The sequence below is a fragment of the Saccharopolyspora dendranthemae genome (assembly GCF_007829955.1).
In the GTDB taxonomy this organism is placed as follows: Bacteria; Actinomycetota; Actinomycetes; order Mycobacteriales; family Pseudonocardiaceae; genus Saccharopolyspora; species Saccharopolyspora dendranthemae.
The window spans coordinates 343,763-367,383 of sequence record NZ_VIWX01000006.1 but is presented as its reverse complement, the minus strand read 5'-3'; the positions used below and the strand labels follow the sequence as shown (position 1 = coordinate 367,383).

Below are 23,621 nucleotides of genomic sequence, written 5' to 3'. Positions count from 1 at the left end.
CGTGCCGTGAACGAGTTGTTGAGCATCGGGGAGTTCTCGGCGCGGTGCGGGTTGTCCGCGAAGATGCTGCGCTCCTACGCCGGGATCGGGCTTCTGGTGCCGGCCGCGGTCGACGCCTGGTCCGGCTACCGCTACTACTCGACCGGTCAGCTGCACCGAGCGCGCGTCATCGGCCTGCTGCGGCAGGCGGGTGTTGCGGTCGACGACATCGCGCGCTACTTCGCCGACCCGAGCGCTGAGCGGTGGGAGCGCTGGGACCGCGAGATCGTGGAGTCCTCCGACTCGCGCCGGAAAGCCCTGGCCGAGGCGCGCGCGGCCCTCCTCGCCGAAGTCTCCCCAGCACATCCGCCCAGGAAGGGGTTCGTCGTGACCAGCACGCTTCAGTCAGGAGCCACCACGCACACCGGTGGCCGGGAGAGGAACCAGGACGCCACGCTCGTCGCCGAGGGCTTGTTCGCGGTGGCCGACGGCATCGGCGGTTTCGTCAGCGGCGACGTCGCCAGCAGACTCGCCCTCGACACCTTGGAATCGGCGTTCGCGGCCGACCGCACGACCGCCGGTCTGCTGGAGGCGGCGCGGCGGGCGAACGAGGTGGTGTGGGAGAAGGCGAACGCCGACGGGACGTCCATGGGCACCACGGTGGTCGCGCTCGGGTTGACCGACGACGTGGGAGCGGTGGTGCTCCACGTGGGTGATTCCCGCCTGTACCGGCTGCGCGACGAGCGCCTGGAGCAGCTCACCCAGGACCACAACGTGCCCGCGGAACTGCTGCGCACGCACCAGGTCACCGACGAGGAAGCCCGGAATCACCCGCACCGGCACGTGCTGACCAGGGCGATCGGTGTCGGGCCGGAGGTCGAGGTGGATCACGCCGGGGCCTCGGTCAAGCCGGGCGACCGGCTGCTGCTGTGCACCGACGGGTTGTTCAACACCCAGAGCCCGGACGAGCTCAGGGACCTGCTGGCCTCCGGCAGCGACCCCCAGCGGACCTGCGACGACCTGGTCGAGGCGGCCCTCACCCGAGAAGCCGACGACAACGTCACCGCCCTCGTCCTCGACGTCCAGTAGGGCCCGAACCTCACCAGGTCCCAGTTTTAGTCCAAACTGAGCCATGATCATGTCCGAAATGTCGGCTCAGTTTGGACTAAAACTGGGACCTGCCCACCAGAGTCCCGACCGCGGCGAGCCTCCGCGGCCTTCGTCGCACCCTGCTCATCTGTTCTTGGGGCGGGTTTGGGGTGGAGCGGGGGCGGGGGTTGTGGGGGGAGACTGGGTGCGGTCGGTTTCTTGGAGGTTGTGGGATGGATCGGGATGTGCGCGAGAAGCTCAAGGAGCAGCTCGGGGATCACCAGATATTCGGGGAGCCCGTGCGGCAGGGGGACACGACGCTCGTCCCGGTCGGGGAGGTGCAGCTCGGCGGGGGTTGGGGCGGACCTCGCGGTGACGCGGGTGGTGGCGGCGGCGGAGTGCAAGCGCGAGCCATCGGCGCGTTCTCGATCGAGGTCGATGGTGCGGTCACCTGGCACCCGGCGGTGAACGTCAACCGGATCGTCTGGGGCGGTCAGCTCGCACTGGCGACCGCGCTGGTGGCCTTCGCCGTCGCGTTCCGCCGCCGTCGCTAGGTGCCGATCGACTGGGGATCCATCCCGGACCAGGCGACCAGCTCGGCGGAGAGCTCCGCGATCGTCGGCCGGGACTCGGGGGCCGGAGTCAGGCACTCGTCCACCGCGCGCGAGAGCGCCGCGGGCAGCCGCCGGTGCGTGCGCAGCGGTGCTGCTCGCTCGGTGCGCTGCGGGTAGTGGCGCCCGCCGCCGGCGGTGCGCTCCCGGTGGCAGGCGGAGGCCCACGGCGTGGTGCCCGACAGCGCCTCGTACAGCGTCACGCCCAGTCCCCAGACGTCGGCGGCGGGAGACATCCGCTCACCGTCGGCCTGCTCCGGAGCGAGGTAGTCGAAGGTGCCCGCCGAGCTCTTCTCCCCGATCCGGCACACCAGGCTCAGGTCCAGCAGGACCGCGCGACCACCGATCTCGACCACGTTGGACGGTTTGACGTCCAGGTGCGCCCAGCCGTGCCCGTGCAGGTACCGGAGCGCCGAGCACAGCTGGATCCCCAGCACCGCGGAGTCCAGCGGGCGAAGCCTCCCCATCTCGGCGATCAGGTAGCTGAGGGTGTGCCCGGGCAGCGTCTCGGTGATCAGCACCGGGCGTTCGGGTTCCGCGCTGCGCACGATCTCGTAACCGCGCAAGAGGTGCGGGTGGGTGAGCTGGGTCAGCAGCACGCCTTCGTTGCGCAGCCAGGCGATCGCGCGCTCGTCGGTCGCGCGTTCGGGCCGGATGGTCTTGGCGATGCAGCGGCAGGACCGCTGCTCGCTCCACACGTCGTAGACGTCGAGCCGGCTGCCGCGTCGAAGGTGGTCGACGACGAGGTAGCCGGGCGCGAGGGTGTCGCCGGCCGCCAGCGGAGCGCCGGGTGGTCCCCAGCCGCGCTCCGGTTCTCCGCTGCGGAACGACGAGGTCAAGGATTCGATCAGCACCGCTGCGTCAGCTGTGACTGCGGTGGCGACGGCGGTGGCCGCTGCTGCTGTCCCGCCTCCGGCGGTGGTCATCGCTGCTGTCGCGCCTGCGCCGGTGGTCGCTGCTGCTGTCGTGCTTGCGGCGGTGGTGGTCGCTGCTTCCGCGCGAATGGTGCTGCTTGGCCGGGGAAACCATCTGGAACAGCTTGGAAAGATCCACTGCGCACTCCCGAAAGTCCATGATCATTTGGTTGCTCGGCGGCAACCCATCGGACCATTCTTCCGTAGATCGAGTGGCCCATGCGACCAATTCCGAACGAAAAGACGCATGAAAGAACCGCGGCCGGTGATGGCGAGTGCCATCACCGGCCGCGGTGGGGAGAAGGAACTCAGCCCTGGAACGCGACAGCGGCCGCGGCGTCGACGATGCCGTAGCCGTAGATCGGGTTGTACAACCCGCGCGCGTTGACGATCGGGGTGCGAGCCGTGGAGATCAGCGCCTTCTCGACGCCCGCGGCATCACGTCCTTGCGCGCCCAGCAGCGCGGCGACCCCGGCGACCTGCGGGGCGGCCATCGACGTGCCGGCGAGCGCGTCGTAGTCAGCCTGCCCGCACTCCGGCTTGCCCATCCCGCGCGGCACGCTGGACCACACGTCTCCGTCGCACTCCCCGAGCGACGAGCCGCCAGGAGCGGACACGGCCCGCAGGTTCAGCTTGACCCCGAGGTTGGAGTACACCGCGTGCATCTCGTTGGCGTCGGTGGCCGCCACGCACAGCGCGCCCTGCTCCCAGGACGGGGTGTCGCACAGCGGCGCGGTCTCGTTGCCCGCCGAGGCCACCACGACGACGCCCTTCTCGCGGGCGTAGGCGATGGCCTCCTTGGTGGCCGACTGGATGCCGAGCAGCGTCAGGACCTGGATGCCGGGCTGGGCGCCGAGGCTCAGGTTGATGACGTTGGCGCCGTGATCGGCGGCGTAGCGCACACCCGCCCCGATCTCCTCGAACGTGCCGGAGCCGTTCTCCAGCGCCTTGATCGGCATGATCTTGGCGTCCGGCGCGACGCCGGCGATGCCGACGCCGTTGTTCGCGGCCGCGGCCGCGATTCCCGCGACGTGCGTGCCGTGCACGTCGCCTTCCTGGCCGACGCCGTCAGCGCCGGTCCAGTCCCCGTTCCCGCAGGGGCCGGGTGCTCCGCCGCAGGCGAAGGTGGCGCCGGGGACGAGCTTCCCGCTGAATTCGGGATGCCCGAGGTCGACGCCGGTGTCCACCACGGCGATGGTCTGCCCGGCACCGGTGCTGGAGGCCCAGGCCTCCGGTGCGTGCATCTGCTGCAAGCCCCACTGCTTCTCGGCCAGCGGGTCGCCGCCGGCGGCACCGGCACTCGCTTGCGTGGCCACCAGCGATAAGCCGACCAGGCTCGTGGTGATCAGGGTCCGCATCCGCATTGCGACTCCCAAGGGTTGGCGCGGCATTTGGCGGATCAACGATTCGGTCGACGAATAGTTTCACTCGCAAGCGGGATTGGGGCCGATCACCAGGAGGAGTTCCTTCGGCTGGAGCAATGTGGAAGGCGGGTATTCCATTTTGGTGACGAACGAAAAGCGGTCACGCATCCGCAATTACGACATCTGGGTTTTGCGCCGCTGGGAGAACAGGAGGTTCAGGAGGAGAGCGGCGATGCACCCGGTGCTGATGCCGGAGTCGAGAACGGTGCGCAGCGATTCCGGGAAGTGGTCGTAGAACGAAGGTGCCACGACCGGGATCAGGCCGATGCCGAGCGCTCCCGCGACGATCAGCGCGTTGTGCGGATCGCCGAGACCGGCGTTGCTCAGGGTGCGGATGCCGCTGGTGGCAACGGATCCGAACAGCACCAGCGCGGCTCCGCCGAGGACCGGCTGCGGCACCAGGGAGACGACCGCCCCGGCGATCGGGAACAGGCCGAGCAGCACCAGCACGCCGCCGCCGGTCGCCACGACGAAGCGGCTGCGCACGCCGGTCAGCGCGACCAGGCCGATGTTCTGCGCGAAGGCGCTGCAGGTGAAACCGCCGAAGAGGGCGGACAGGGCGCTACCGGCACCGTCGGCGCGCAGCCCCGCGGCGATGGTCTTCTCGTCGGCGGGCCGGTCCACGATCTCGCCGAGCGCGATCATGTCGGCGGTGCTCTCCATCATCGCCACCAGCATCACGATGCAGATGGACAGCGTGGCGGTGAGGCTGAAGGTGGGCGTCCCGAGCTGGAAGGGGATCGGGAGGTTGAACAGCGGGGCCGATTCGAAGGTCGAGGTGTCGATCAGGCCCATCGGCCAGGCGACCAGGCTGCCCGCGAGAAGTCCGATGAGCAGCGCGATCCGGTTCAGGAAGCCGGTGAGGAAGCGGTTGAACAGCAGCACCAGCACGAAGGTGAAGGCGCCGAGCGCGATCTTCTGCGGTGCCGCGTAGTCGGGTGCCGCGCTGTCCTGCCCGGCGATCCACTTGATCGCCACCGGCATCAGCGAGAGGCCGATCAGGGTGATCACGGTGCCGTTGACCACCGGCGGGAAGAACCGCACCAGCCGGGAGAAGTACGGCGCGGCGATGAACGCGAGGACTCCGGCGATGAGCACCGAGCCGTAGACGACGGACAGCGGGTTCTGCGATCCGCTCTGCTGGGCGACGATCGCGAGGATCGGCGCCACGGACCCGAACGTCACACCGTTGACGAACGGCATCCGGGCGCCGATCTTCCACACCCCCAGTGCTTGGAGCGCGGTGGCCAGGCCCGCGGTGAACAGGCTCGCGCCGATCAGCAAGGTCATCTGCAGCGGTGGGAGGCCGATGGCTTCCCCGACGATCAGCGGTGGTGCCACCACTCCCGCGTACATCGCGGCGACGTGCTGGATGCCGAAGGCGAGCATCCGGGCGGGAGGCAGCACTTCATCGCACGGGTGCGTCGTGCTGCCGGTGTCGGTTCTGGCCATGTGTTCGCTCCCCAAACCCGCTGGGTCGATGTCGTCACGTCACTATCGGCACGAGCTGTTCTTTCCTGGTTCTCGTTGTGTTGCAACAGAATGAAGATCCAAAGTGGACTTGTGGGCACGTTGGACCGGACGCCGCTTTCGCGAGCGCCTGTGGTGAGAGGGGAAGTTCTCAGAACTCCGCGGTGCTGTACCACGCCATCGGCGCTTCGGGCACGTCGTCGCGGCGGACGACTCCCTCGATCAGGCCGTAGGGGCGGTCGGCGGCGAAGAAGACCTCGTTGTCGTTCTCCAGCCCGAAGGGCTTGAGGTCGACGAGGAAGTGGTGCTTGTTCGGCAGCGAGAGGCGGACCTCGGCCACCTCGGGGTGCGCCTCCAGCGCGGCCTTGCCCATCGCGTGGAGGCTCTGCTGCAGCGCGAGGCTGTGCGTGGTGGCGAACGCCTCCAGCATCGTGGCGCGGACCGACTCGAAGCTCTTGGCCCAGTCCACGTCGGTGTGCAGGTAGCGCCAGCGCGCGGTGACCGCTGTGGACAGGATCCGGTCGGTGGTCTCCGGCAGCGTCGTGTACTCGTCCTTCGGGTACCCCCAGAACTCCGAGCCGGTCGACTTCAGCACCACCAGGTCCTTCAGGCCCGAGACCACGTGCGCCTGGTCGCCGTCGATGGTGACCGCGGTCGTGCGCTTCTCGTCGTGCGCGCGGGAGAACGAGTGGTCGTGGCCGGTGCCCTCGACGGGAATCCGCTGCCAGGCGTACTCGTCGATGAGCACGCGCGCCCCGGTGATGCCCTCGGCGGTGGAGACGAAGTGCCTGCCCAGCCGCAGCGCGAAGTCCTCGATCTCGCCGACCGGCTGCTCCTTGGCGAAGGCGTAGACGGTGTTCTTCTGCGTGTCGGTCGGCAGGCAGTTGCCGTTGTCGCCCGTCAGGTGCACCGCGTCGAGGTCGCCGCGCAGGGCGCTGCTGACGTTGAGGTCCTTGATGGAGTGCCGCGGTGTCGAGCGGTCCACGGTGACGAGGCGGACCTCGGCCTTGCCGTACTGGTTCGGGCCCATGGAGATGCCCATGATTCAGCTCCCTCGGTAGGTGGAGTAGGCGAACGGGCTCAGCAGCAGTGGAACGTGGTGGTGCTGCTCGGGATCGGCGATCCGGAAGGTGATCGACACCTGCGGGTAGAAGGTGGCGGTGCCTCGCCGGTCGAAGTACGCACCGGTGTCGAAGGTCAGCCGGTAGTCGCCCGCGTCGAGGCGGTCCGGGCCGAGGTCGCGGCAGCGGCCGTCGGCGTCGGTCAGGCCGGTCGCCGCGGGGTTCCCGTCCGCCAGGGGCTTGCCGTCGGCGGCCTCCAGCCGGACTGCGATGCCCGCTGCGGGAGCGCCCTGGGCGGCATCGAGGACGTGCGTGGTCACAGCGCTCATTCTTCGATCACTTTCGCCAGCCGCAGTGCGGCGATCTTGCGGAGTTCGGAGTCGACGATGCGCAGCTCGTCGGCGGGGTCGTTGTCCAGGCGGGAGCGCAGGATCTGCAGCAGCTCCTCGCCGCTGCGTCCGCTGGCGCACACCAGGTAGACGTGCCCGAAGCGGCGTTCGTACTCGATGTTGGCCTTCCGCAGCTCCTCGGCGAGGTCGTCGCCGACCCCGGCCTGCTCGCTGCGGGAGAAATCGGCGCTCCGGCCGGTTTCGGAGGTGCGTTCGCCGATGCGGGGGTGCGCGGCCAGCGCTTGGGAGATCTCGGCGTCGGTGAGGCCGGGGGCGGCCTCGGCCGCGGCCCGCTGCACGGACCCGTCATCGGCGAAGGGGCGCGCATCGGCGATGTCGGCGGCCCATCGGGTGATGTCCAGGCAGCTCAACAGCCTGTCGATGAGCTCGGCCCGAGGTGCGTCGTTGAGCCGTTGCGCACCGGTGGTGGTAGCCATGCGCTTCTCCGCTGAAGTGGTTCACATGCCGGCTCGATCGTCCCGAGAGAACTCGGGGACCGCAGTGCCGGTCCGGTGCGGAAAAAGCTACGACCACCCCGAGAGGGTGTCAACAGTTTGTTGAAAGAGCGAGGTCAGCGAGGCCGTGAAAGGTGAAGCGCTCAGCTCTGCTGCTGATCGCGGTTGAGGTAGTTGTAGACCGTGAAGCGGCTGACGCCGAGCGCCTTGGCGACGGTTTCGACGGACTTGCGCATGCCGAACGCCCCGCGCTCCTCCAGCAGCCGGACGGCCTTCTGCTTCTCCGGTCGCGGCAGGTCGGGCAGCTTCGCGCCGAGCTCGACCTCCACCTCGCGGATCAGCCGGTCCAGGGCGCTGGTGAGCTCCTGGCCCGGCACGCGCACGGCGACCGCCGGAGAGCCCTCCCAGTCCAGCACGATGTCGCCCGGCTCCTGCTGGTCGACGGGGACGGCTGTTGCCCCGATGCGTTCCAGCAGCGGGGCGATCGCGGTGGCCAGCGGATGCATCGTGACCAGCCTAGACCCGGTCGTCCTCGGCGGTGACCTGCAGGGTGATCCGGTTCGCCCCTGCCGCCAGCGCCTTGTCCAGCACCTCGGCGAGCGCGGGCAGCAGTCGTTCGCGGTCGGCGGTGATCGCCGTGCCCAGCGGGCCGAAGTCCGGTTCCAGATCGGCTGCCAGCAGGCAGTCCCGGGCGGCCAGCGCGTGCGCCGGTGGCTCGCCCTCGCCTTCGAACGGTTCCGTGGTGAACTCTGCGCGCAGCATCATGGACCGACCTCCTTGCTCGAGACGGTAGCGTTCGCTCGCAACCACGACCCAGACGGGAAGCCGATGATCACCGACCGGTTCGACGTCAACCTGTCGATCCTGTTCACCGAGCTCGATCTGCTGGAACGGCCGGCCGCGGCCAAGGCCGCCGGGTTCGACCGGGTGGAGTTCTGGTGGCCTTTCGCCTCCGCCACACCTGCCGAGGCCGAGGTCGAGAAGTTCGTCCGCGCCCTCGACGAAGCCGGGGTCTCGCTGGTCGGGCTGAACTTCTTCGGCGGTGACCTGGCCGCCGGTGAACGAGGTGTGCTGTCGGATCCGGACCGGTGCGGGGAGTTCGCGGCCAACATCGACGTGCTCTGCGAGATCGGCGAGCGGCTCGGCTGCCGCGCGTTCAACGCGCTCTACGGCAACCGCGTCGACGGCGTGGATCCGCGCCACCAGGACGAGGTCGCCACCGAGAGCCTGGTGCGCGCCGCCCGCGGCGTCGCCAGGATCGGCGGTACCGTGCTCGTCGAGCCCATCAGCGGGATCCCGACGCATCCGCTGCGGACCGCCGCCGACGGGCTCGCCGTGGTCGACCGGGTGCGCGAGGCCGGCGGTGTGGACGACATCCACCTGCTGCTCGACCTGTACCACCTGGTCACCAACGGCGATGAGCCGGACGTGGTGCTGGACGAACGCCCGGAGTCGATCGGGCACGTGCAGATCGCCGATTCCCCGGGGCGCGGCGAACCCGGCACCGGGTCGATCGACTTCGCGCACTACTTCGCCCGGCTCGACGAGGTCGGCTACACCGGCCACATCGGACTCGAATACAAACCCAGCGGCGCCAGTACCGAAGCCTTCGGCTGGATCTCGCGCTGAACCTAGGAGGCTGCAGTTGCCCGGTCCCGTTCTCATCGCACCGGACAAGTTCAAGGGCACCCTCACGGCACCGGAAGTCGCCGAGGCGGTCGCCGCCGGGTTGCGCGAGGCGCGCCCCGACGTCGAGCTCCGGTTGGCCCCCGTCGCCGACGGCGGTGACGGCACCGTGGAGGCCGCGCTGGCGGCCGGGTACGCCCGGATGACGGTTCCGGTGAGCGGCCCGACCGGATACCCGGTCGACACCGAGATCGCCTACGACGGTGAGACCGCCGTCGTCGAACTCGCTTCCGCGTCCGGCCTCGCGCTGCTGGACCCCGACGACCTCGACGCCCTCGGCGCCTCCAGCGACGGGACCGGCGAGGCTCTCCTCGCGGCCCTCAACACCGGCGTCCAGCGGATCGTGCTGGGCGTCGGCGGGAGCGCCTGCACCGACGGCGGCGCCGGACTGCTCAACGTGCTCGGCGTGCGGATCCTGGACGTGAACGGCAATCCGGTCGCGCCCGGTGGCGGCCCGCTGGCCAACGTCGGCGAGATCGACCTGTCCGGGCTGGACCCGAGGATCGCCGATGTCGAGCTGATCCTCGCGTCCGACGTGAACAACCCGCTCACCGGTCCGAACGGCGCGGCCCACGTCTACGGGCCGCAGAAGGGCGCGGACCCCGAGCAGGTGGAACTGCTCGACACCGCGCTGGGCAAGTACGCGCAGGCCATGAAGGCCGCGGGCGGACTGGACGTGGCCGACCATCCCGGTGCCGGAGCCGCGGGCGGAGTCGGTTTCGCCGCGCTGGCAGCGCTGGGCGCGACCATGCGGCCCGGCGTCGACGTCGTGCTGGACCTGGTCGAGTTCGACCGCCACCTCGAAGGCGCGGGACTGGTCATCACCGGGGAGGGCGCGCTCGACGAGCAGACCCTGCACGGCAAGGCCCCGGCGGGCGTCGCCGCACGGGCGATCGCGGCCGGCATCCCGGTCATCGCCATCGCGGGCCGCTGCGACCTCACGCCGGAACGGCTGGCCGAAGCGGGCATCGACGCCGCCCACGCGCTGCTCGACGTCGAACCCGACCCGCAGCGCTGCATGTCGGACCCCGACCCGATCCTGACCACCCTGGCCCGGACGCTGGCCGACGAACACCTCTGACCAGCGCGAAACGTCCCCCGCCCGAGCGGAAACCGGCGGGGGCGTTTTCGTCCTCACCGGGACGCACCGCACTTGGTGCAGCTGCTGCCGCCGCCTCCCTGCTTCGGGATCCAGGCGTGGGCGCCGCCGCTCGGGCACTGGTTCGCGGACGACTCACTCGTGGTGCGCCTCCCAGCACTCGTCCGCCGAGACCGCTTCCGCCCACAGGCGCATCCGGTCGTCACGTCGGCGGAAGTGGGCGTGGAGGGAGTGGCCCCTGCTGAGGACCGCCAGGTTCTCCCGCCGGTCGTGCTCGATGTGCCGGTCATCCCCGATGCGCCCGACGTTCCGGCCTTCGTCGTCGGCGGAGCCCAGGAGGTGGACGGTCACCGGGTGAGCGTGTTCACCGGTCATGGACGCCATCCACTCGCACACGGCCACGGGAGACGAGAGCACCGCGACGGGGGATCTCGACAACCGGGCGTCGCGGGTGCTGACCTCTTCGAGCGGAGCACCCGTCGAGATCTCGACGTAGGCGTGCCAGTGGACGTGGAGGTGCCGCCACCGGTCGGGGTCGTGCAGCATGGAAGCCCTTCGGGAGCAGGGGAACCCGCCCCGGTGCCGGGAGAGTGCCGGGGAGGACGGCACCAGGGCGGGAGATCGGGGTGATCGCGGTCAGCGCTCGGTGACCGCGGAGATCACGTCGCCGTCGATGGCGGTGGACCGGTCGATCTCCCCGCGCAAGGCGGCGGCGACCCGGTCGCACACCAGCACCAGCTCCTCGCGCTCGCGCCGGGTGCAGTGACCGGCCTCGACGTTGTCGACCGCGGCCGCGATCGACACGATGGCAGCTCGCATGATCATCGCGGTGTTCCTCATGGCCGGATCACCCTTGCGCGGGCGGTTTCTCGCGGCATCGGGGTCGCAGCCGCAGACGTGGTGATCGCGTAGCACGACGGGCAGGTCGGCCACAGCCAAGCGATGTCGCGGTCGTCGCCGACGCGATCGGCAGCCGCGTGCCGTCGACCGTCAGCTGGCGTCCAATGGATCGGATGTGCTGAGCGGTCCACGAATCCCCCATGATTCGGACGGACGAACAACATCAGGTGATGCATGCAGAGAAGATATTCTGCATGCAGAATCCTGGTCCATGCCCTGATCCGGTGGTACTGGGATCCCGTAAGAGTGTGCTTAGGATTGCTGCATGGTCAGCAGCAACGCCGACACCCCACGCGCGAGGGCGTTCGGCGCGCAACTCCGCGAAGTGCGGAAGGAACGCGGGCTCACCACTCGCAAGCTCGCTGAGCTCATCGGGCGCAACGACTCGCACATCTCGCGGTGGGAGAACGGCAGGCTGATCCCGTCCCCGGAGGACACCGCAACGGTTCTCGCCGTGCTCGGCGTCAGCGGCGCCGACCGCGAGCTCCTGCTCGAACTCGCCCGCGATGCGCTCGACCCGAACTGGATAGCGCCCGGGGTGGATCGGCAGCTTGCGGCGCTGACGGAGTACGAGCGGACCGCGAAGCGCATGACCAACGTCGAGCCGCTCATCATCCCGGGGCTGTTGCAGACTTACGACTACGCGCGGCACATCATGTCGGCGTTCGGCAACCCCAGGGGAGAAGCCGAGCAGCGCGCGACCCTGCGCGTGGGCAGGCAGCACGTGCTGACCGATTCCCCGCCGACGAACCTCGTGGCGATCATCGGCGAGTACGCGCTGCGCTACTCGGTCTGCCCGGACGACGTGATGCTCGCCCAGCTGGAGCACCTGCTGCGGAACTCCGAGCTCGACAGCGTCGAGATCCGCATCGTGCCGCTGGCGACCCCGACGCCCGCGATGCTGAACGGATCCTGGGCTCTTCTGGAATTCGACCGGGCGAAACCCGTTGTGCACCACGAGCACTTCCGCTCCTCGGCGACGATCACCGAGGGCAAGTCCGTCGAGAAGTACCAGGCATCGGTGGGCACGCTGTTGGAGGTGGCGATGAGTCCCGATGAGTCCCGAAAGCTCATCGCCGAGGTCATCGAGCGCGAGGAGAGAGTGACATGACAGCACCGCACGTCCCGGACGGGTGGCGGAAGTCCAGTTTCAGCGGCGGCCAGACGAACTGCGTCGAGGTGGCTCGGTTGGGTGAGGGTGTTGCTGTGCGCGACACCAAGAACCGGGGCCAGGGCTACTTCGCGACGGATGCGGCGCAGTGGTCGGCTTTCGTCGACGCCGTCAAGGCCGGCAGGTTCGGACGGCGCTGAGCGCCTGACGCGAGAGAGCCCCTGCTGCTGGTTCCAGCGGCAGGGGCTCGTCTTTCGGCTCAGTCGTGGTCCTCATCGGACTTCGAGGGGCGGAGGATCAGGGCCATAACCACGATCAGCAGGAGGACGATCACCGTGCCGCCGCCGAAGAGCAGCCACGTCGTGTAGCTCCCGCCGCTGGACTCGCCCGGCGGCGCGGGGGCGACGTTGAGGTAGTAGCCGCCCTCGGTGGTGTGCCCGTCGTCGAAGGTCGTCGTGTACTTCACCGTGTGCAGACCGGGTTTCAGCGGTTCCATGTGGACGGTCGCGTGGTTCGCGCTGACGTCCGGATCGCCCGAGACCTGGTCGGTTCCCGCGGGGTCCTTGACCTCGATGCGCGGTGGCTTCGACTCGTCCAGCGCCCCTGCGAAGTCCATCTCGATGCGGTCCACCCCGGCCTCGGCGGTTTCACCGGGCCCGGGGACGGCGATGTTGAGCCCGCTGTGCGCGAGCGCGGTGCCCGCGCCCAGCAGGACCAGCAGCGCGGTCATGACCGCACCGAGGGTGGTTCTCAGAGGTCGGCGCATGCGATTCGGTTGTCGGTGAACTCGGCCGGGTGCACCACCAGCGACTTGGCCGCCTCGGCGGGCTTGTCGTTCTCGGCCGTCATGAAGCCGCGACCGCTCGCGTCGGCGCTGAAGGCCAGGTGGATCTCGTTCGGCGGCATCTCGGGCCCTGCCGGGTCGAACTTCAAGTGGTCGCCGCCGGCTTCCTCCGCGCACGGCTTGGCGTGCACGTGGGCCATGTACTTCGAGTTCGGCGGCAGCCCGGTCATCTCCAGCGTGACGGTGGTGCCGCCCGGGTGGATCGCGAGCCACGCGGTGCCCGCGGCCTGGTCGGTGCCCGGCGGGCGGGTGGGCAGCAGCGCGAAGGCGTTGCTGCGCAGCTGAGCTCCCTGGACGTCCTTGGCCGCCGTGGCGTTCGGGTCGCCCATGTTCATCTCCATGCCGCCACCGGCCTGCGCGTCGCCGCCGTGCTGCATGTGCGTGCTGTGGTCCTGTGACGAATCCTCGCCGCCACAAGCGGAAAGAGCCGCGCAGGCGACGAGCCCGGCGGCGAACGCCTTGCGATGTGTCATGCCCTCATCAACTTCTTCTTCTCGGGTGTTCCTGTCCTGCTCGGCGGTGCCGGATGCGCACGCGGCCCGAACCTCGTGGGTGCGCCGCTCGCTCGCGGGTCCGAGGCAGGGGTGCGAGCGGGGTGGCCGGGCGCGAGGCCCGGCCACCGGGCTCACATGTTCTCGGCGGCCTGCTTGATGGCCTGCCGGATGCGGCCGTAGGTGCCGCAGCGGCAGACGTTCTCGATCTTGTCGATGTCCGCGTCGGTGGGCTCGCTGGTCTCGTTGAGCAGCGCGACGGCGGTCATGATCTGGCCGGGCTGGCAGAAGCCGCACTGCGCGACGTCGCGGTCCAGCCACGCCTGCTGCACCGGGTGCAGCTCGTCGCCGTCGGCCAGGCCCTCGATCGTGGTGATCTCGGTGCCGTCGGCGTCCTCGGCCGTGACCTGGCAGGTCTGGACCTCTTCGTCGTCCTGCAGGCAGGTGCAGGCCCGGCACACGCCGACCCCGCAGCCGTACTTGGGACCGGTGATGCGCAGCTCGTCGCGCAGCACCCACAGCAGTGGCATCTCCGCGGGGACGTCGACCTCGACGTCCTTGCCGTTGACGGTGAACTCGTACTTGGGCATGTCGTTCGGGGACTCCTTAGCGGAAAGCTCTCTTCAGGCCGGAATCAGTAGTTGACCGGGAAGCTGCGCGGCTTGGTGCCGGTCGCCCGCGCGTAGGCGGTCGCGACCGCGCCCGCGCACACCGGAACGCCCAGTTCGCCCACGCCGCCCGGCTCGTCGGTGGTGGCGGGCAGGACGTGGATCTGCAGCTCCGGCGGGGTGTGGCGCTGACGCGCCCACATGAAGTCGCCGTAGCTGCCCTCGCGCACCGCGCCGTTGTCGATGTGGATGCCGGCCTGCAGCACCGTGGAGATGGCGTCGGTCAGACCGCCCATCATCTGGGCCTCGATGCCGCGCGGGTTCAGCGGCAGACCCGCGTCGACGACGATCACGGCCTTGGTGACCCGCGGCTTCTTCGGGTCAACGGCGTTGATCTCGACCAGGCAGGCCGCGACCGACTTGAACTCCTCGTGCATCGAGATGCCCTGGGCGTGGCCCTGGGGCATCGAACGGCCCCACTTGCCTTCCTTCATGACCCGCTGCAGCACGGTCTTGGCACGCTCGGTCTTGGCGTTCTCCAGCCGGAACTCCGCCGGGTCGGAACCGGCCTTCTCCGCGATCTCGTTGACGACCAGGTCCTCCGCGGTGCGGAAGGTCGCCGAGTGCACCGAGCGCCAGCTGCCGGTGTGCACGCCCTCCAGCGACAGGTCGTTCAGCGAGATCGTGGTCGTGCCGAACTCGTAGGGCACCGACTGGGTCAGGTTGAAGTACAGCTGCGCGGCCGGGAGCTTGCCGATGCCCGACTCGACGGCGGTCGAGGTGATGAGGTCACCGATGCCGTGGTTGAAGTCGGTCGCGACGCTGGCCATCTTGTGGGTCCAGGACCGGACCTTGCCGCTGCGGTAGGACGCCTTGATGCGGTGGTGCGAGGCGGGCCGCATCCGGCCGTGCCGGGTGTCGTCGTTGCGGGTCCACATCAGCTTGACCGGCTTGCCGATGGCCTGGGAGACCTCGGCGGCCTCGATCGCCGCGTCGTGGAACAGGTGCCTGCCGAACGAACCTCCGGCACGGGTGACGTGCACCTTGACGTCGAGAACGCCGATCTTCGCCGCGATGTCCTTCTGCGCCACCTGCGGAGACTGCGCGGGGACCCACACCTCGGCGCTGCCGTCCTTGACGTCGGCGACGGCGTAGTTGACCTCCATCGGCGCGTGGCTGACGAAGGCGAAGTCGAAGCCCTCGTCGATCTCGTCGCCGTCGTCGTCGGAGATCGAGTCGTCGAGGCTGCCCGCCATGCCGGCCAGCTCCTCCTGGATGTCCGCGGAGGACTTGTCGGTGATCGGGCCGTCCTTCCAGGTCACCTTGAGCTGCTTGGCCAGCTCCATGGCCTGCCAGGTGTACTCGGCGCACACCGCGACACCGCTGGAGATCTCGGCGGTGCCCTTGAAGCCCGACTTGCCGCGGATCGCGGAGTCGTCGTAGGACGCCACCTCACCACGCAGTGACGGGGGACGGACCACGACGGCCACGACCGAGTTCGGGATCTTCAGGTCCGAGACGTAGCGGGCCTTGCCGGTGACGATGTCGGTCGCGTCGGCGCGGGTGTGGCCCTTGCCGAGGACCTTGAAGTCCTTCGAGTCCTTCGGGGTGGCCGGGACCGACGGCGCGAGCACCTTGGCGGCGTCCTTGGCCAGCTCGGCGAAGGTGGCCTTGCGGCCGCCGGGGCCGACCACTCCGGTTCCCTGCGTGACGAGGCCGTTCGCCGAGACGCCCCACTTCTTGGCGGCGGCGGTCACCAGCCGGGAGCGCGCGGTGGCGGCCATCTGGCGCAGCGGCTTCCAGAACGTGCGCACCGACGAGGAGGCGGCGGTGAACTGGTTGAACAGCAGCTCGGGCCGGGCGTCGGACAGCTCCACCATGATGTCCTGGGTGCGCGCGCCGAGCTCCTCGGCCAGCATCATCACGACGGCGGTGTTGAGGCCCTGCCCGGACTCGAGGCGCGGGAGCTCGAAGCGGACCTTGTTGTCCGCGGTGAACTCCAGCTTCATCAGCGCCATGGTCGGCGCGCTGGCGATCTCCATGATGTCGCCGAAGTCCATCAGCCCCGAGACGGGCGGGAGCGGCAGCTGACCGGCGACCGGGGTGGCAGCGGCGGCGGCTTCACCCTCCATCACGTACTTGCCCGCGACCGTCAGCATCGGGGCCGCCGCGACGTAGGTGAGGAAGCGGCGGCGGCGGGTACCGGTCGCCGACGAGCTCGCCTCGTGGTCGGTGGTGGGGGGAACCATCCAAACTCCTCTCGCGCGCCGGCACTGGAATGGCCCGACCGGGACCATTCACCGAGCGGAAAAGACGTGCCGACGTACTTCAACGGGCCAGGCAGGACTTGTCCGACTTCAGAGCCGTGGCTAACCCCGCGCGATGCGGGCGGTGCGCATCGCGTTATCGAAAATTCATTTCCGGTGGCCAAGAGTGATCAAAATGCGACATATGGCCGCCAATGTCACTTCGAGTGACCGAGAAGCTTTTCGAAGATAACTTTCCGGGGCTGTGCCGACTTCCTCTGGGGTCGGGGGAAATGGTGCATGAAAAGTCGGTGAGACCGGTTTTCCCGGCCAACGTCGCGAGAGCCTACCTGAAGGTTAAGAAGCCTCTGAATCACCCTATGGGAAGCGTTTGAACTAGGCCGAACGGAGCAATTCGTTGCGAAGTGGAACCCTTTTTGGCCGGATGGCCGATCAATCGGAACCGGTTCAGAGCCACCGGAGTTGCCCAGGCTGTTCGGCGGTAGTTCGAAGATCGTCGGGATAACTGGCAATGCAATTCAGCATTGCCCGGCACGTCTGCTAATCTTCCCGCGCATCCTGCCCGACCAGCGTATATAACAATTGTGTCGATAGCTCCCGAAAGCGCGTTGACCATGGATGAGCGCAGTCCTAGGCTGCGTCGTCATCTGATGGGTCGATGCGCCCTGAATTTCTCAGCGTGCCCGCAGGCCCGGCCGTTTCGAGGCGCACCGGGTCGGCGCCGGTTCTTCCCGCTGCGGCCAACCAACGGAGAAGGTTTGAGACGAGGTCCATGTCAACGCTGAAACGCCTCTTCGCCTCCGGCACGATCCAGCGGCGACTGCTGGCCATCGCACTCGTCCCGAGTGTCGCGGCCCTGCTCGTCGGCGTGGGCTTGTCCGGATACCTGATTTTCCAGGGCCTTGGCGTGCAGAACTACGTCGGCAGACTCGCCGACGCCAAGGACCCCTCGGCCCGCTTCGTCGCGAACCTGCAGGACGAGCGCCAGCTCTCCCTGGTCTACCTCAGCAACCGCAACGAGCGCCGCAACCTCGACGAGATCCGGAAGAAGTTCGACGCCTCGCTGGTCGAGATGGACGGCGTCGCCGAGGAGTTCGCCGATTCCGTGCCCACTGACGCGCGCGGCAACTTCGACGAGTTCCGCTCGCAGCTGGCCGCCGTCAAGGAGGTCCGCAAGCAGGTCGACGGCGGGCCGGGCGAGATGGACGCCGTCTACAAGTTCTACAACGGGCTCTTCGACGCCTACAACATGAGCCTGCGGACCTACGTCCGGTACGCGCCGGACGCCCAGGTCTCCTACGAGAGCTCGGTGTCCGCCGACCTCATGGACGCCGCCGACGCCATGGCCCGCGGTCACGCGCTCGCTCTGGGGCGCACGTCGGTCGGCATGACCCCGGCGCAGTACCACGAGTACGCGCACCAGATCGGCGCCTTCCACGACAACCTGAACTCGCTGACCCCGCGCATGACGCCGGTCGAGCAGCAGACCTACAAGGACCTGCAGAAGGGCTCGTCGTGGACCCGAGTCGACGCGGTCCAGGACGCGATGGAGGTCGCCGGTGGTCAGGCCGCGGCCGGGCAGGTCATCAAGGTCCCCGTCAGCACGACCGACTGGATCGACTCCACCCACGACCTCGCGGGTGAGCTCAACGCGCTGTCGAGCTCGCACTACCAGTACGCGTTGCAGCTCGGTGGCGTCGTCGCCGGCGAGACGCTGCTGACCTCGGGGATCACCGGCGCGATCATCGTGCTCGTCGTCCTGATCGTCTTCCTGATCGCGCTGCGGCTGTCGAACCTGCTGGTGCGACGCCTGAACAAGCTGCGCAGCCAGACGCTGGCGCTGGCCGAGCAGGAGATGCCGTCGGTCGTGGCGCGACTGCGCAACGGGAAGCAGGTCGACGTCGAGCGCGAGGTCTCCTGGCTGCGCTTCGGCAACGACGAGATCGGTGAGGTCGCCAACGCCTTCAACGAGGCGCAGCGCACCGCCATCCGCGCGACCGTCGCCGAGTCCGAGACTCGGCTGGGCGTCCGCTCGGTGTTCCTCAACATCGCGCACCGGAGCCAGGTCATGGTCCACCGCCAGCTGCAGGTGCTGGACAAGGCCGAGCGCAAGCTGGAGGACCCGGACCAGCTGGAGCTGCTGTTCCAGCTCGACCACCTGGCGACCCAGTCCCGCCGCAACGCCGAGAACCTGATCATCCTCGGTGGTCAGCGTCCTGGCAGGCAGTGGCGAAACCCCGTCCTGCTGCACGACGTCGTGCAGGGCGCCGTCGCCGAGACCGAGCTCTACGCGCGGGTCGAGATCCAGCAGCTGCCCGAGATCTCGGTGCAGGGCCGCGCGGTCGCCGACCTCGTCCACCTGCTCGCCGAGCTGGTGGACAACGCGACGTCGTTCTCGCCGCCGGAGTCGCACGTCGAGGTGCGCGGAAACGTGGTCGGCAAGGGCATCATCGTCGAGATCGAGGACCAGGGAATCGGTCTGGAGCCGGAGAAGCTCGAAGAGCTCAACCAGTTGCTCTCCAGCCCGCCCGACTTCTCGGTGATGGCGCTGACCGAAGAGGCCCGGATGGGTCTGTTCGTGGTCGCTCAGCTGGCAGGCAGGCACGGCATCAAGGTCACCCTGCGCGACTCCGCCTACGGCGGGATCCGCGCGGTGGCCCTGATCCCGAACCACATCGTCGCCGAGCGCGGCCCGCAGACGGAGCGCCAGGACCGCGTCGAGCAGAGCGGACCGCAGGCCGCCGTTCCGGCCGCCGAGCCCGAGACCCGGCCGAAGATCCCGCGCAAGCGCTGGATGGAGGGCCGGCTCGACCCCGACGTCGCGCCGGACCCGATCGGGCCGGACAGCCCGATCACACCGCACAACCCGGTCAGCCAGGACAGCGCGACCCAGCGCTGGACCCACCCCGGGGTGAACGGATCCGGCCCGTCGACCGGCGAGATCAGCGCGCAGCAGCCGCGCCCGGCAGAGCAGCGCCGTCCGGCGCCGCAGCAGCGTCCGCCGGAACCGCCGCGTCAGCCCGCTCCCCGGGTCAACGAGCAGCGTCCAGAACAGCGTCCCGAGCAGCAGCGTCCGGGGACGGGACGGCGGATCACGCCCGAGGCCCCGGCGAACATGCCGGGCCTGTCGTCGAACATGCCCAACGCGTCTGGTGAAATCCACCCGGCGGAGGGCGTCGTGAACGGAACCAACGGCTCTGGTCCGCCGAAGAGCGGTACCACTGCGGGAGTTTCGGTGAGCGCGTCGGCCAACGGTTCGGCGGACAAACCGCCGCTCCCGCAGCGCAGGCGGGGCCAGAAGGCCAACCTCGCGGCACCGCTGCGCGCGCAGATCGACCAGGGTCAGAAGCCCGAGGCCGCACCGCAGCAGCCCGCTCCCAGCAGCGGCCCGCCGCGGACGCCCGACCGGTTCCGCAACAGCATGAACGCCTTCCAGACAGGCACCAAGCGAGCGCGCATCAACGACGGGAACGACGAGGCTGCGCGGCCAGGAGGAAACGAGGCATGACGCTGAAGGCTTATAGCAAGGAAGTTGACTGGCTGCTCAACGATCTCGTGCAGCGGCTGGCCGGCGCGGACAAGGCCGCGTTGCTGTCCTCCGACGGTCTGCTGCTGGGCAAGACCCCGCAGCTGGGCCAGGCCGACGCGGAGCACCTGGCTGCGGTGGCCTCCGGCTTCCAGAGCCTGTCGAAGGGCGCGGCGCTGCAGTTCGACGGCGGCGAGGTCTACCAGACCGTCGTGGAGATGGCGAACTGCTTCTTGATGGTCACCGCGGCCAGCGAAGGCGCCTGCCTCGCGCTGATCGCCGCGGCGGACGCCGATCTCGGGATGATCGCCTTCGAGGCGAACCGCATGGTCACCCGCGTCGGCAACTACCTGAGCTCGGCCCCCCGTGCCGCCGGTTCCCCCGTTGATGTGTGAGCGCGATGTCCGGCGGGCGAGGATGGTTCGACGAGGACGCGGGACCGGTGGTGCGGCCGTACGCCCTGACCAAGGGGCGTACGCGGGCCACGAGCTACGAGCTCGACCTCATCACGCTCGTCGTGGCGCGCCAGCCGTTGCCGCCGAACGCGCGTGCGCTTTCACCCAACTACCAGCGCGTTCTGTCGGCGTGCGGATATCCGGTCTCGGTCGCCGAGGTCGCTGCGCGGGCCGATCTTCCGCTGGGCGTGGTGAAGATTCTGATCAGTGACTTGATCGAGCGGGACTACGTGGTCTTCGGACCGGATTCGTCGCCGACGGCCGGGCCGAGTCTCGACATGATGCAGAAGGTGCTGGATGGAATCCGCAAACTCTGAACAAGCCAGCCTCAACGCGGTCGCGGCGAAGATCCTCATCGCGGGTGGTTTCGGTGTCGGCAAGACGACCCTGGTGGGGTCGGTCAGCGAGATCGTGCCGCTGCGGACCGAGGAGACGCTGACCGAGGCCAGCACCGGGGTCGACGACCTGACCGGTGTTGAGCGCAAGACCACCACCACGGTGGCCTTCGACTTCGGCCGCATCACGATCAGCTCCGACCTGATCCTCTACCTGTTCGGAACGCCGGGCCAGGAGCGCTTCTGGTTCATGTGGAACGAACTGGCCAACGGGGCGCTCGGGGCGATCGTGCTGGCCGACACCCGGCGGCTGGACACCTGCTTCGCGGCGATCGACTACTTCGAGGGTCGCGGGCTGCCGTTCATCATCGGCGTGAACTGCTTCAACGGAACCCAGATCTACGATCCCGAAGAGGTCCGGCGCGCGCTGGACATCGACGAGAACGTGCCGATCATGCTGTGCGACGCGCGGCAGCGGGACTCCAACAAGCAGTTGCTGACGACCTTGATGGAGCACGTCATGGCCGTCACCCGCGCCAAGCAGCAGCACGCGATGCGCTGATCCGCCCCCCGTGCGGCAGGCCCCCGGCATGAGTCCGGGGGCCGCCGCGCATCCGGGGTCCGGTCCCGGGACCACCTCCCGGGCCGCCGGTCCGCCTCGGACCCGACGACCGCCCGTGACCAGCGCTGACGTACGCTGGATAGCTGTGCTCGTCATTGCGCTGGACACCTCGACGCCTGCGGTCACGGCAGGGCTGGTCGCCTTCGACGACGACCGCCCGCGGGTTCTCGCCGAGCGCGTCACGATCAACCCGCGCGCCCACGGCGAACTGCTGATGCCGCACCTGGTCGACGTCATGGAGGAAGCCGGTCGAGGCTTCGCCGACGTCGAGGCGATCGTCGCCGGCATCGGGCCGGGTCCGTTCACCGGTCTGCGAGTCGGCCTGGCCACCGCCGCCGCCCTCGGGCAGGCCTGCGACGTGGCCGTGCACCCGGTCTGCGGCCTCGACGCCATCGCCGCCGCTGCCGGGGTGAGCGGACCGCTGCTGGTCGCCACCGACGCGCGCCGCAAGGAGGCCTACTGGGCCGCCTACGACGGCGCGACCCGCGTCGACGGTCCGCACGTGGCCCGCCCCGCCGACGTGCCCGTGGACGGGTACCGGGTCGCCGCGGGCGAGCTCGCCGACGCCGTCGGCCTCGACGCGGTCGAACCGCGGTTCCCCACGCCCGCCGGCCTGGTCTCCGCCGCCGACCTCGACGCCGAGCCCGGGCCGCTGGTCCCGCTCTACCTGCGGCGGCCGGACGCGGAGGAGCCCGGGAAGCGGAAGTCGGTGCTCACCAGGTGAGCGAGCCGAGCACCGAGGTCGAGATCCTCAAGCTGCGACGGGTCGACCTGCGCCGCTGCGCGCAGCTGGAGCAGGTGCTGTTCGCCGACGACGACCCGTGGTCGCAGTCGGCGTTCTCCTCCGAGCTGGACCAGGGCCACCACTACGTCGGCGCCTACCTGGGCGAGCGGTTGATCGGCTACGCGGGACTGGCGGTCAACGGCCGCCCGCCGCACGTGGAGGCCGAGGTGCACACCATCGGCGTCGACCCCGACCACCAGGGGCGCGGGGCGGGCAAGGCGCTGCTGCGCGCGCTGCTGACCCGTGCCGACGAGCGCCGGGCGACGACCTTCCTGGAGGTGCGCACCGACAACGAACCGGCCATCGCGATGTACCGCGACCACGGCTTCGAGATCGTCGGACTCCGCCCGCGCTACTACCAGCCTTCCGGGGCCGATGCCCACACCATGCGACGTGAAGCGCCGAAGGAGGCGTCATGAGCGGCACTGTTGCTCCCGGTTCTCAGGCTCCGAGCGACCGGATCGTCCTGGGGATCGAGAGTTCCTGCGACGAAACGGGTGTCGGACTGGTCCGGCTCTCCGCTGACGGCGGTGTCGAGCTGCTGGCCGACGCCGTGGCGTCCAGCGTGGACGAGCACGCTCGGTTCGGCGGTGTCGTTCCCGAGATCGCCAGCCGCGCGCACCTGACCGCGATGGCTCCGACGATGCGCCGCGCGCTGGACGAATCAGGGCTCGCTCTGTCCGATGTGGACGCCATCGCGGTCACCGCGGGGCCGGGTCTGGCCGGTGCGCTGATGGTCGGCGTCGCCTCCGCCAAGGCCTACGCGACCGCGCTGGACGTGCCGCTGTTCGGCGTCAACCACCTGGGCGGGCACGTCGCCGTGGACACCCTGGAGCACGGCGCGCTGCCGGAACGCTGCCTGGCGCTGCTGGTTTCCGGCGGGCACAGCCAGCTGCTGCTGGTGGAAGGCGTCGGCGAGAAGATCACCGAGGTCGGCAGCACCATCGACGACGCCGCGGGCGAGGCCTACGACAAGGTGGCCCGCCTCCTCGACCTGCCCTACCCGGGCGGCCCGCCGATCGACGCGCAGGCCAAGCTCGGCAACCCGAAGGCCATCGCGTTCCCGAGGGGTCTCACCGGCCCGCGCGACGCCAAGTACGACTTCTCCTTCTCCGGCCTCAAGACCGCCGTCGCCCGCTGGGTCGAGACCGAGCAGCGCGCGGGCCGGGAGATCTCGGTGCCGGACGTGTGCGCTTCGTTCCAGGAGGCCGTCGCCGACGTGCTCACCGCCAAGGCGGTGCGCGCCGCGCAGGACCACGACCTCGACACGCTGGTGATCTCCGGTGGTGTGGCGGCGAATTCTCGGTTGTCGGAGCTCGCGCGCGAGCGCTGCGCCGCCGCGGGGATCACGCTGCGCGTGCCGCGTCCGCGGCTGTGCACCGACGACGGCGCGATGATCGCCGCGCTCGGAGCCCACGTGCTGCACGCCGGTGCCAAGCCGTCGCCGCTGGACATGCCGGCGAACCCGGGGCTGCCGGTGCACGCCATCGTCGTGCGGTGA

General features: G+C 69.4%; 27 protein-coding genes. 13 read left to right on the top strand and 14 right to left on the bottom strand.

Annotated elements, in window-relative coordinates; translation table 11 throughout:
• The first annotated feature begins 6 nt into the window (after positions 1–6).
• Complete coding sequence (locus FHU35_RS26185; RefSeq protein ID WP_145744467.1) at positions 7–1,068, top strand: protein phosphatase 2C domain-containing protein; 1,062 nt, start codon at positions 7–9, stop codon at positions 1,066–1,068.
• Between the two features lie 233 nt (positions 1,069–1,301).
• Positions 1,302–1,622, top strand: coding sequence for a hypothetical protein (locus FHU35_RS26180; RefSeq protein WP_145744465.1), 321 nt, complete (start codon positions 1,302–1,304; stop codon positions 1,620–1,622).
• Here the strand turns inward: FHU35_RS26180 and FHU35_RS26175 are convergent.
• The 8 genes from FHU35_RS26175 to FHU35_RS26135 form a co-directional block, all read right to left on the bottom strand.
• Positions 1,619–2,605: a serine/threonine-protein kinase gene (locus FHU35_RS26175; RefSeq protein ID WP_246110582.1), complete on the bottom strand. Its 987-nt coding sequence runs from the start codon at positions 2,603–2,605 to the stop codon at positions 1,619–1,621. The two genes, FHU35_RS26180 and FHU35_RS26175, sit on opposite strands and share 4 nt — an antisense overlap.
• Before the next feature lie 296 nt (positions 2,606–2,901).
• Positions 2,902–3,957 (bottom strand): S8 family serine peptidase, encoded by a 1,056-nt coding sequence (locus FHU35_RS26165; RefSeq protein ID WP_145744460.1) that lies wholly within the window; start codon positions 3,955–3,957, stop codon positions 2,902–2,904.
• 174 nt (positions 3,958–4,131) lie between these two features.
• Entirely contained in the window at positions 4,132–5,469 is a 1,338-nt protein-coding gene (locus FHU35_RS26160) for a nucleobase:cation symporter-2 family protein (protein ID WP_186459621.1), read from the bottom strand.
• A 169-nt stretch (positions 5,470–5,638) separates the two neighbouring features.
• Complete coding sequence (gene pucL / locus FHU35_RS26155) at positions 5,639–6,529, bottom strand: factor-independent urate hydroxylase (protein WP_145744458.1); 891 nt, start codon at positions 6,527–6,529, stop codon at positions 5,639–5,641.
• Positions 6,530–6,532: 3 nt separating this feature from the next.
• Positions 6,533–6,877 (bottom strand): hydroxyisourate hydrolase, encoded by a 345-nt coding sequence (gene uraH, locus FHU35_RS26150; protein ID WP_145744455.1) that lies wholly within the window; start codon positions 6,875–6,877, stop codon positions 6,533–6,535.
• On the bottom strand, positions 6,874–7,374 hold the full coding sequence (gene uraD, locus FHU35_RS26145; RefSeq protein ID WP_145744453.1) for a 2-oxo-4-hydroxy-4-carboxy-5-ureidoimidazoline decarboxylase: 501 nt from the start codon (positions 7,372–7,374) through the stop codon (positions 6,874–6,876). The genes uraH and uraD overlap by 4 nt, the downstream gene beginning before the upstream one ends.
• Before the next feature lie 161 nt (positions 7,375–7,535).
• Complete coding sequence (locus FHU35_RS26140) at positions 7,536–7,898, bottom strand: helix-turn-helix domain-containing protein (RefSeq protein WP_145744450.1); 363 nt, start codon at positions 7,896–7,898, stop codon at positions 7,536–7,538.
• Positions 7,899–7,908: 10 nt separating this feature from the next.
• Positions 7,909–8,157, bottom strand: coding sequence for a hypothetical protein (locus FHU35_RS26135; protein ID WP_145744448.1), 249 nt, complete (start codon positions 8,155–8,157; stop codon positions 7,909–7,911).
• Positions 8,158–8,220: 63 nt separating this feature from the next.
• Here FHU35_RS26135 and FHU35_RS26130 point away from each other — a divergent pair, with 63 nt between their 5' ends.
• Positions 8,221–9,021, top strand: a complete 801-nt coding sequence (locus tag FHU35_RS26130; RefSeq protein ID WP_186459620.1) for a hydroxypyruvate isomerase family protein — start codon at positions 8,221–8,223, stop codon at positions 9,019–9,021.
• Positions 9,022–9,031: 10 nt separating this feature from the next.
• Positions 9,032–10,159, top strand: coding sequence for a glycerate kinase (locus tag FHU35_RS26125; protein ID WP_222429504.1), 1,128 nt, complete (start codon positions 9,032–9,034; stop codon positions 10,157–10,159).
• Between the two features lie 153 nt (positions 10,160–10,312).
• On the opposite strand, the gene FHU35_RS26120 is transcribed toward FHU35_RS26125, so the two are convergent.
• Both FHU35_RS26120 and FHU35_RS26115 read right to left on the bottom strand, forming a co-directional pair.
• Positions 10,313–10,723, bottom strand: coding sequence for a hypothetical protein (locus FHU35_RS26120; protein WP_145744444.1), 411 nt, complete (start codon positions 10,721–10,723; stop codon positions 10,313–10,315).
• A gap of 90 nt (positions 10,724–10,813) precedes the next feature.
• A complete protein-coding gene (locus FHU35_RS26115; RefSeq protein WP_145744442.1) occupies positions 10,814–11,002 on the bottom strand; it encodes a hypothetical protein in 189 nt (62 codons plus the stop codon).
• Between the two features lie 340 nt (positions 11,003–11,342).
• On the opposite strand from FHU35_RS26115, the gene FHU35_RS26105 reads away from it, so the two are divergent.
• Together FHU35_RS26105 and FHU35_RS26100 are read left to right on the top strand one after the other, a co-directional pair.
• Positions 11,343–12,188, top strand: a complete 846-nt coding sequence (locus FHU35_RS26105) for a helix-turn-helix domain-containing protein (RefSeq protein ID WP_145744438.1) — start codon at positions 11,343–11,345, stop codon at positions 12,186–12,188.
• Complete coding sequence (locus FHU35_RS26100; protein ID WP_145744436.1) at positions 12,185–12,388, top strand: DUF397 domain-containing protein; 204 nt, start codon at positions 12,185–12,187, stop codon at positions 12,386–12,388. Before FHU35_RS26105 ends, FHU35_RS26100 begins: the two co-directional genes overlap by 4 nt.
• Before the next feature lie 59 nt (positions 12,389–12,447).
• Here the strand turns inward: FHU35_RS26100 and FHU35_RS26095 are convergent, their stop codons facing one another.
• The 4 genes from FHU35_RS26095 to FHU35_RS26080 form a co-directional block, all read right to left on the bottom strand.
• Entirely contained in the window at positions 12,448–12,918 is a 471-nt protein-coding gene (locus FHU35_RS26095; RefSeq protein ID WP_186459619.1) for a copper resistance CopC family protein, read from the bottom strand.
• 20 nt (positions 12,919–12,938) lie between these two features.
• A complete protein-coding gene (locus tag FHU35_RS26090) occupies positions 12,939–13,505 on the bottom strand; it encodes a superoxide dismutase family protein (RefSeq protein WP_145744432.1) in 567 nt (188 codons plus the stop codon).
• A gap of 152 nt (positions 13,506–13,657) precedes the next feature.
• Entirely contained in the window at positions 13,658–14,113 is a 456-nt protein-coding gene (locus tag FHU35_RS26085) for a (2Fe-2S)-binding protein (RefSeq protein WP_145744430.1), read from the bottom strand.
• A 44-nt stretch (positions 14,114–14,157) separates the two neighbouring features.
• Entirely contained in the window at positions 14,158–16,380 is a 2,223-nt protein-coding gene (locus FHU35_RS26080) for a xanthine dehydrogenase family protein molybdopterin-binding subunit (RefSeq protein WP_145744427.1), read from the bottom strand.
• A gap of 790 nt (positions 16,381–17,170) precedes the next feature.
• Between FHU35_RS26080 and FHU35_RS26075 the strand changes: the two genes are divergently transcribed.
• The 7 genes from FHU35_RS26075 (at position 17,171) to tsaD (ending at position 23,621) form a co-directional block, all read left to right on the top strand.
• Positions 17,171–19,906: a sensor histidine kinase gene (locus tag FHU35_RS26075; RefSeq protein WP_186459618.1), complete on the top strand. Its 2,736-nt coding sequence runs from the start codon at positions 17,171–17,173 to the stop codon at positions 19,904–19,906.
• Positions 19,903–20,319: a roadblock/LC7 domain-containing protein gene (locus FHU35_RS26070; RefSeq protein WP_145744423.1), complete on the top strand. Its 417-nt coding sequence runs from the start codon at positions 19,903–19,905 to the stop codon at positions 20,317–20,319. The genes FHU35_RS26075 and FHU35_RS26070 overlap by 4 nt, the downstream gene beginning before the upstream one ends.
• Before the next feature lie 5 nt (positions 20,320–20,324).
• A complete protein-coding gene (locus tag FHU35_RS26065; protein ID WP_145744699.1) occupies positions 20,325–20,696 on the top strand; it encodes a DUF742 domain-containing protein in 372 nt (123 codons plus the stop codon).
• Positions 20,677–21,276, top strand: a complete 600-nt coding sequence (locus FHU35_RS26060) for a GTP-binding protein (protein WP_145744421.1) — start codon at positions 20,677–20,679, stop codon at positions 21,274–21,276. Before FHU35_RS26065 ends, FHU35_RS26060 begins: the two co-directional genes overlap by 20 nt.
• A gap of 145 nt (positions 21,277–21,421) precedes the next feature.
• Complete coding sequence (gene tsaB, locus FHU35_RS26055) at positions 21,422–22,060, top strand: tRNA (adenosine(37)-N6)-threonylcarbamoyltransferase complex dimerization subunit type 1 TsaB (RefSeq protein WP_145744419.1); 639 nt, start codon at positions 21,422–21,424, stop codon at positions 22,058–22,060.
• A complete protein-coding gene (rimI, locus tag FHU35_RS26050) occupies positions 22,057–22,539 on the top strand; it encodes a ribosomal protein S18-alanine N-acetyltransferase (RefSeq protein WP_145744417.1) in 483 nt (160 codons plus the stop codon). Before tsaB ends, rimI begins: the two co-directional genes overlap by 4 nt.
• A complete protein-coding gene (gene tsaD / locus FHU35_RS26045; protein WP_145744415.1) occupies positions 22,536–23,621 on the top strand; it encodes a tRNA (adenosine(37)-N6)-threonylcarbamoyltransferase complex transferase subunit TsaD in 1,086 nt (361 codons plus the stop codon). Before rimI ends, tsaD begins: the two co-directional genes overlap by 4 nt.

Excerpts from the sequence above, each read along its gene's own strand:
- FHU35_RS26180 (WP_145744465.1), top strand. The coding sequence starts at position 1,302 with ATGGATCGGGATGTGCGCGAGAAGCTCAAGGAGCAGCTCGGGGATCAC.
- FHU35_RS26175 (WP_246110582.1), bottom strand. The coding sequence starts at position 2,605 with ATGACCACCGCCGGAGGCGGGACAGCAGCAGCGGCCACCGCCGTCGCC.
- FHU35_RS26165 (WP_145744460.1), bottom strand. The coding sequence starts at position 3,957 with ATGCGGATGCGGACCCTGATCACCACGAGCCTGGTCGGCTTATCGCTG.
- FHU35_RS26160 (WP_186459621.1), bottom strand. The coding sequence starts at position 5,469 with ATGGCCAGAACCGACACCGGCAGCACGACGCACCCGTGCGATGAAGTG.
- pucL (WP_145744458.1), bottom strand. The coding sequence starts at position 6,529 with ATGGGCATCTCCATGGGCCCGAACCAGTACGGCAAGGCCGAGGTCCGC.
- uraH (WP_145744455.1), bottom strand. The coding sequence starts at position 6,877 with ATGAGCGCTGTGACCACGCACGTCCTCGATGCCGCCCAGGGCGCTCCC.
- uraD (WP_145744453.1), bottom strand. The coding sequence starts at position 7,374 with ATGGCTACCACCACCGGTGCGCAACGGCTCAACGACGCACCTCGGGCC.
- FHU35_RS26140 (WP_145744450.1), bottom strand. The coding sequence starts at position 7,898 with ATGCATCCGCTGGCCACCGCGATCGCCCCGCTGCTGGAACGCATCGGG.
- FHU35_RS26135 (WP_145744448.1), bottom strand. The coding sequence starts at position 8,157 with ATGATGCTGCGCGCAGAGTTCACCACGGAACCGTTCGAAGGCGAGGGC.
- FHU35_RS26130 (WP_186459620.1), top strand. The coding sequence starts at position 8,221 with ATGATCACCGACCGGTTCGACGTCAACCTGTCGATCCTGTTCACCGAG.
- FHU35_RS26120 (WP_145744444.1), bottom strand. The coding sequence starts at position 10,723 with ATGCTGCACGACCCCGACCGGTGGCGGCACCTCCACGTCCACTGGCAC.
- FHU35_RS26115 (WP_145744442.1), bottom strand. The coding sequence starts at position 11,002 with ATGATCATGCGAGCTGCCATCGTGTCGATCGCGGCCGCGGTCGACAAC.
- FHU35_RS26105 (WP_145744438.1), top strand. The coding sequence starts at position 11,343 with ATGGTCAGCAGCAACGCCGACACCCCACGCGCGAGGGCGTTCGGCGCG.
- FHU35_RS26100 (WP_145744436.1), top strand. The coding sequence starts at position 12,185 with ATGACAGCACCGCACGTCCCGGACGGGTGGCGGAAGTCCAGTTTCAGC.
- FHU35_RS26095 (WP_186459619.1), bottom strand. The coding sequence starts at position 12,918 with ATGACCGCGCTGCTGGTCCTGCTGGGCGCGGGCACCGCGCTCGCGCAC.
- FHU35_RS26090 (WP_145744432.1), bottom strand. The coding sequence starts at position 13,505 with ATGACACATCGCAAGGCGTTCGCCGCCGGGCTCGTCGCCTGCGCGGCT.
- FHU35_RS26085 (WP_145744430.1), bottom strand. The coding sequence starts at position 14,113 with ATGCCCAAGTACGAGTTCACCGTCAACGGCAAGGACGTCGAGGTCGAC.
- FHU35_RS26080 (WP_145744427.1), bottom strand. The coding sequence starts at position 16,380 with ATGGTTCCCCCCACCACCGACCACGAGGCGAGCTCGTCGGCGACCGGT.
- FHU35_RS26075 (WP_186459618.1), top strand. The coding sequence starts at position 17,171 with ATGTCAACGCTGAAACGCCTCTTCGCCTCCGGCACGATCCAGCGGCGA.
- FHU35_RS26070 (WP_145744423.1), top strand. The coding sequence starts at position 19,903 with ATGACGCTGAAGGCTTATAGCAAGGAAGTTGACTGGCTGCTCAACGAT.
- FHU35_RS26065 (WP_145744699.1), top strand. The coding sequence starts at position 20,325 with ATGTCCGGCGGGCGAGGATGGTTCGACGAGGACGCGGGACCGGTGGTG.
- FHU35_RS26060 (WP_145744421.1), top strand. The coding sequence starts at position 20,677 with ATGGAATCCGCAAACTCTGAACAAGCCAGCCTCAACGCGGTCGCGGCG.
- tsaD (WP_145744415.1), top strand. The coding sequence starts at position 22,536 with ATGAGCGGCACTGTTGCTCCCGGTTCTCAGGCTCCGAGCGACCGGATC.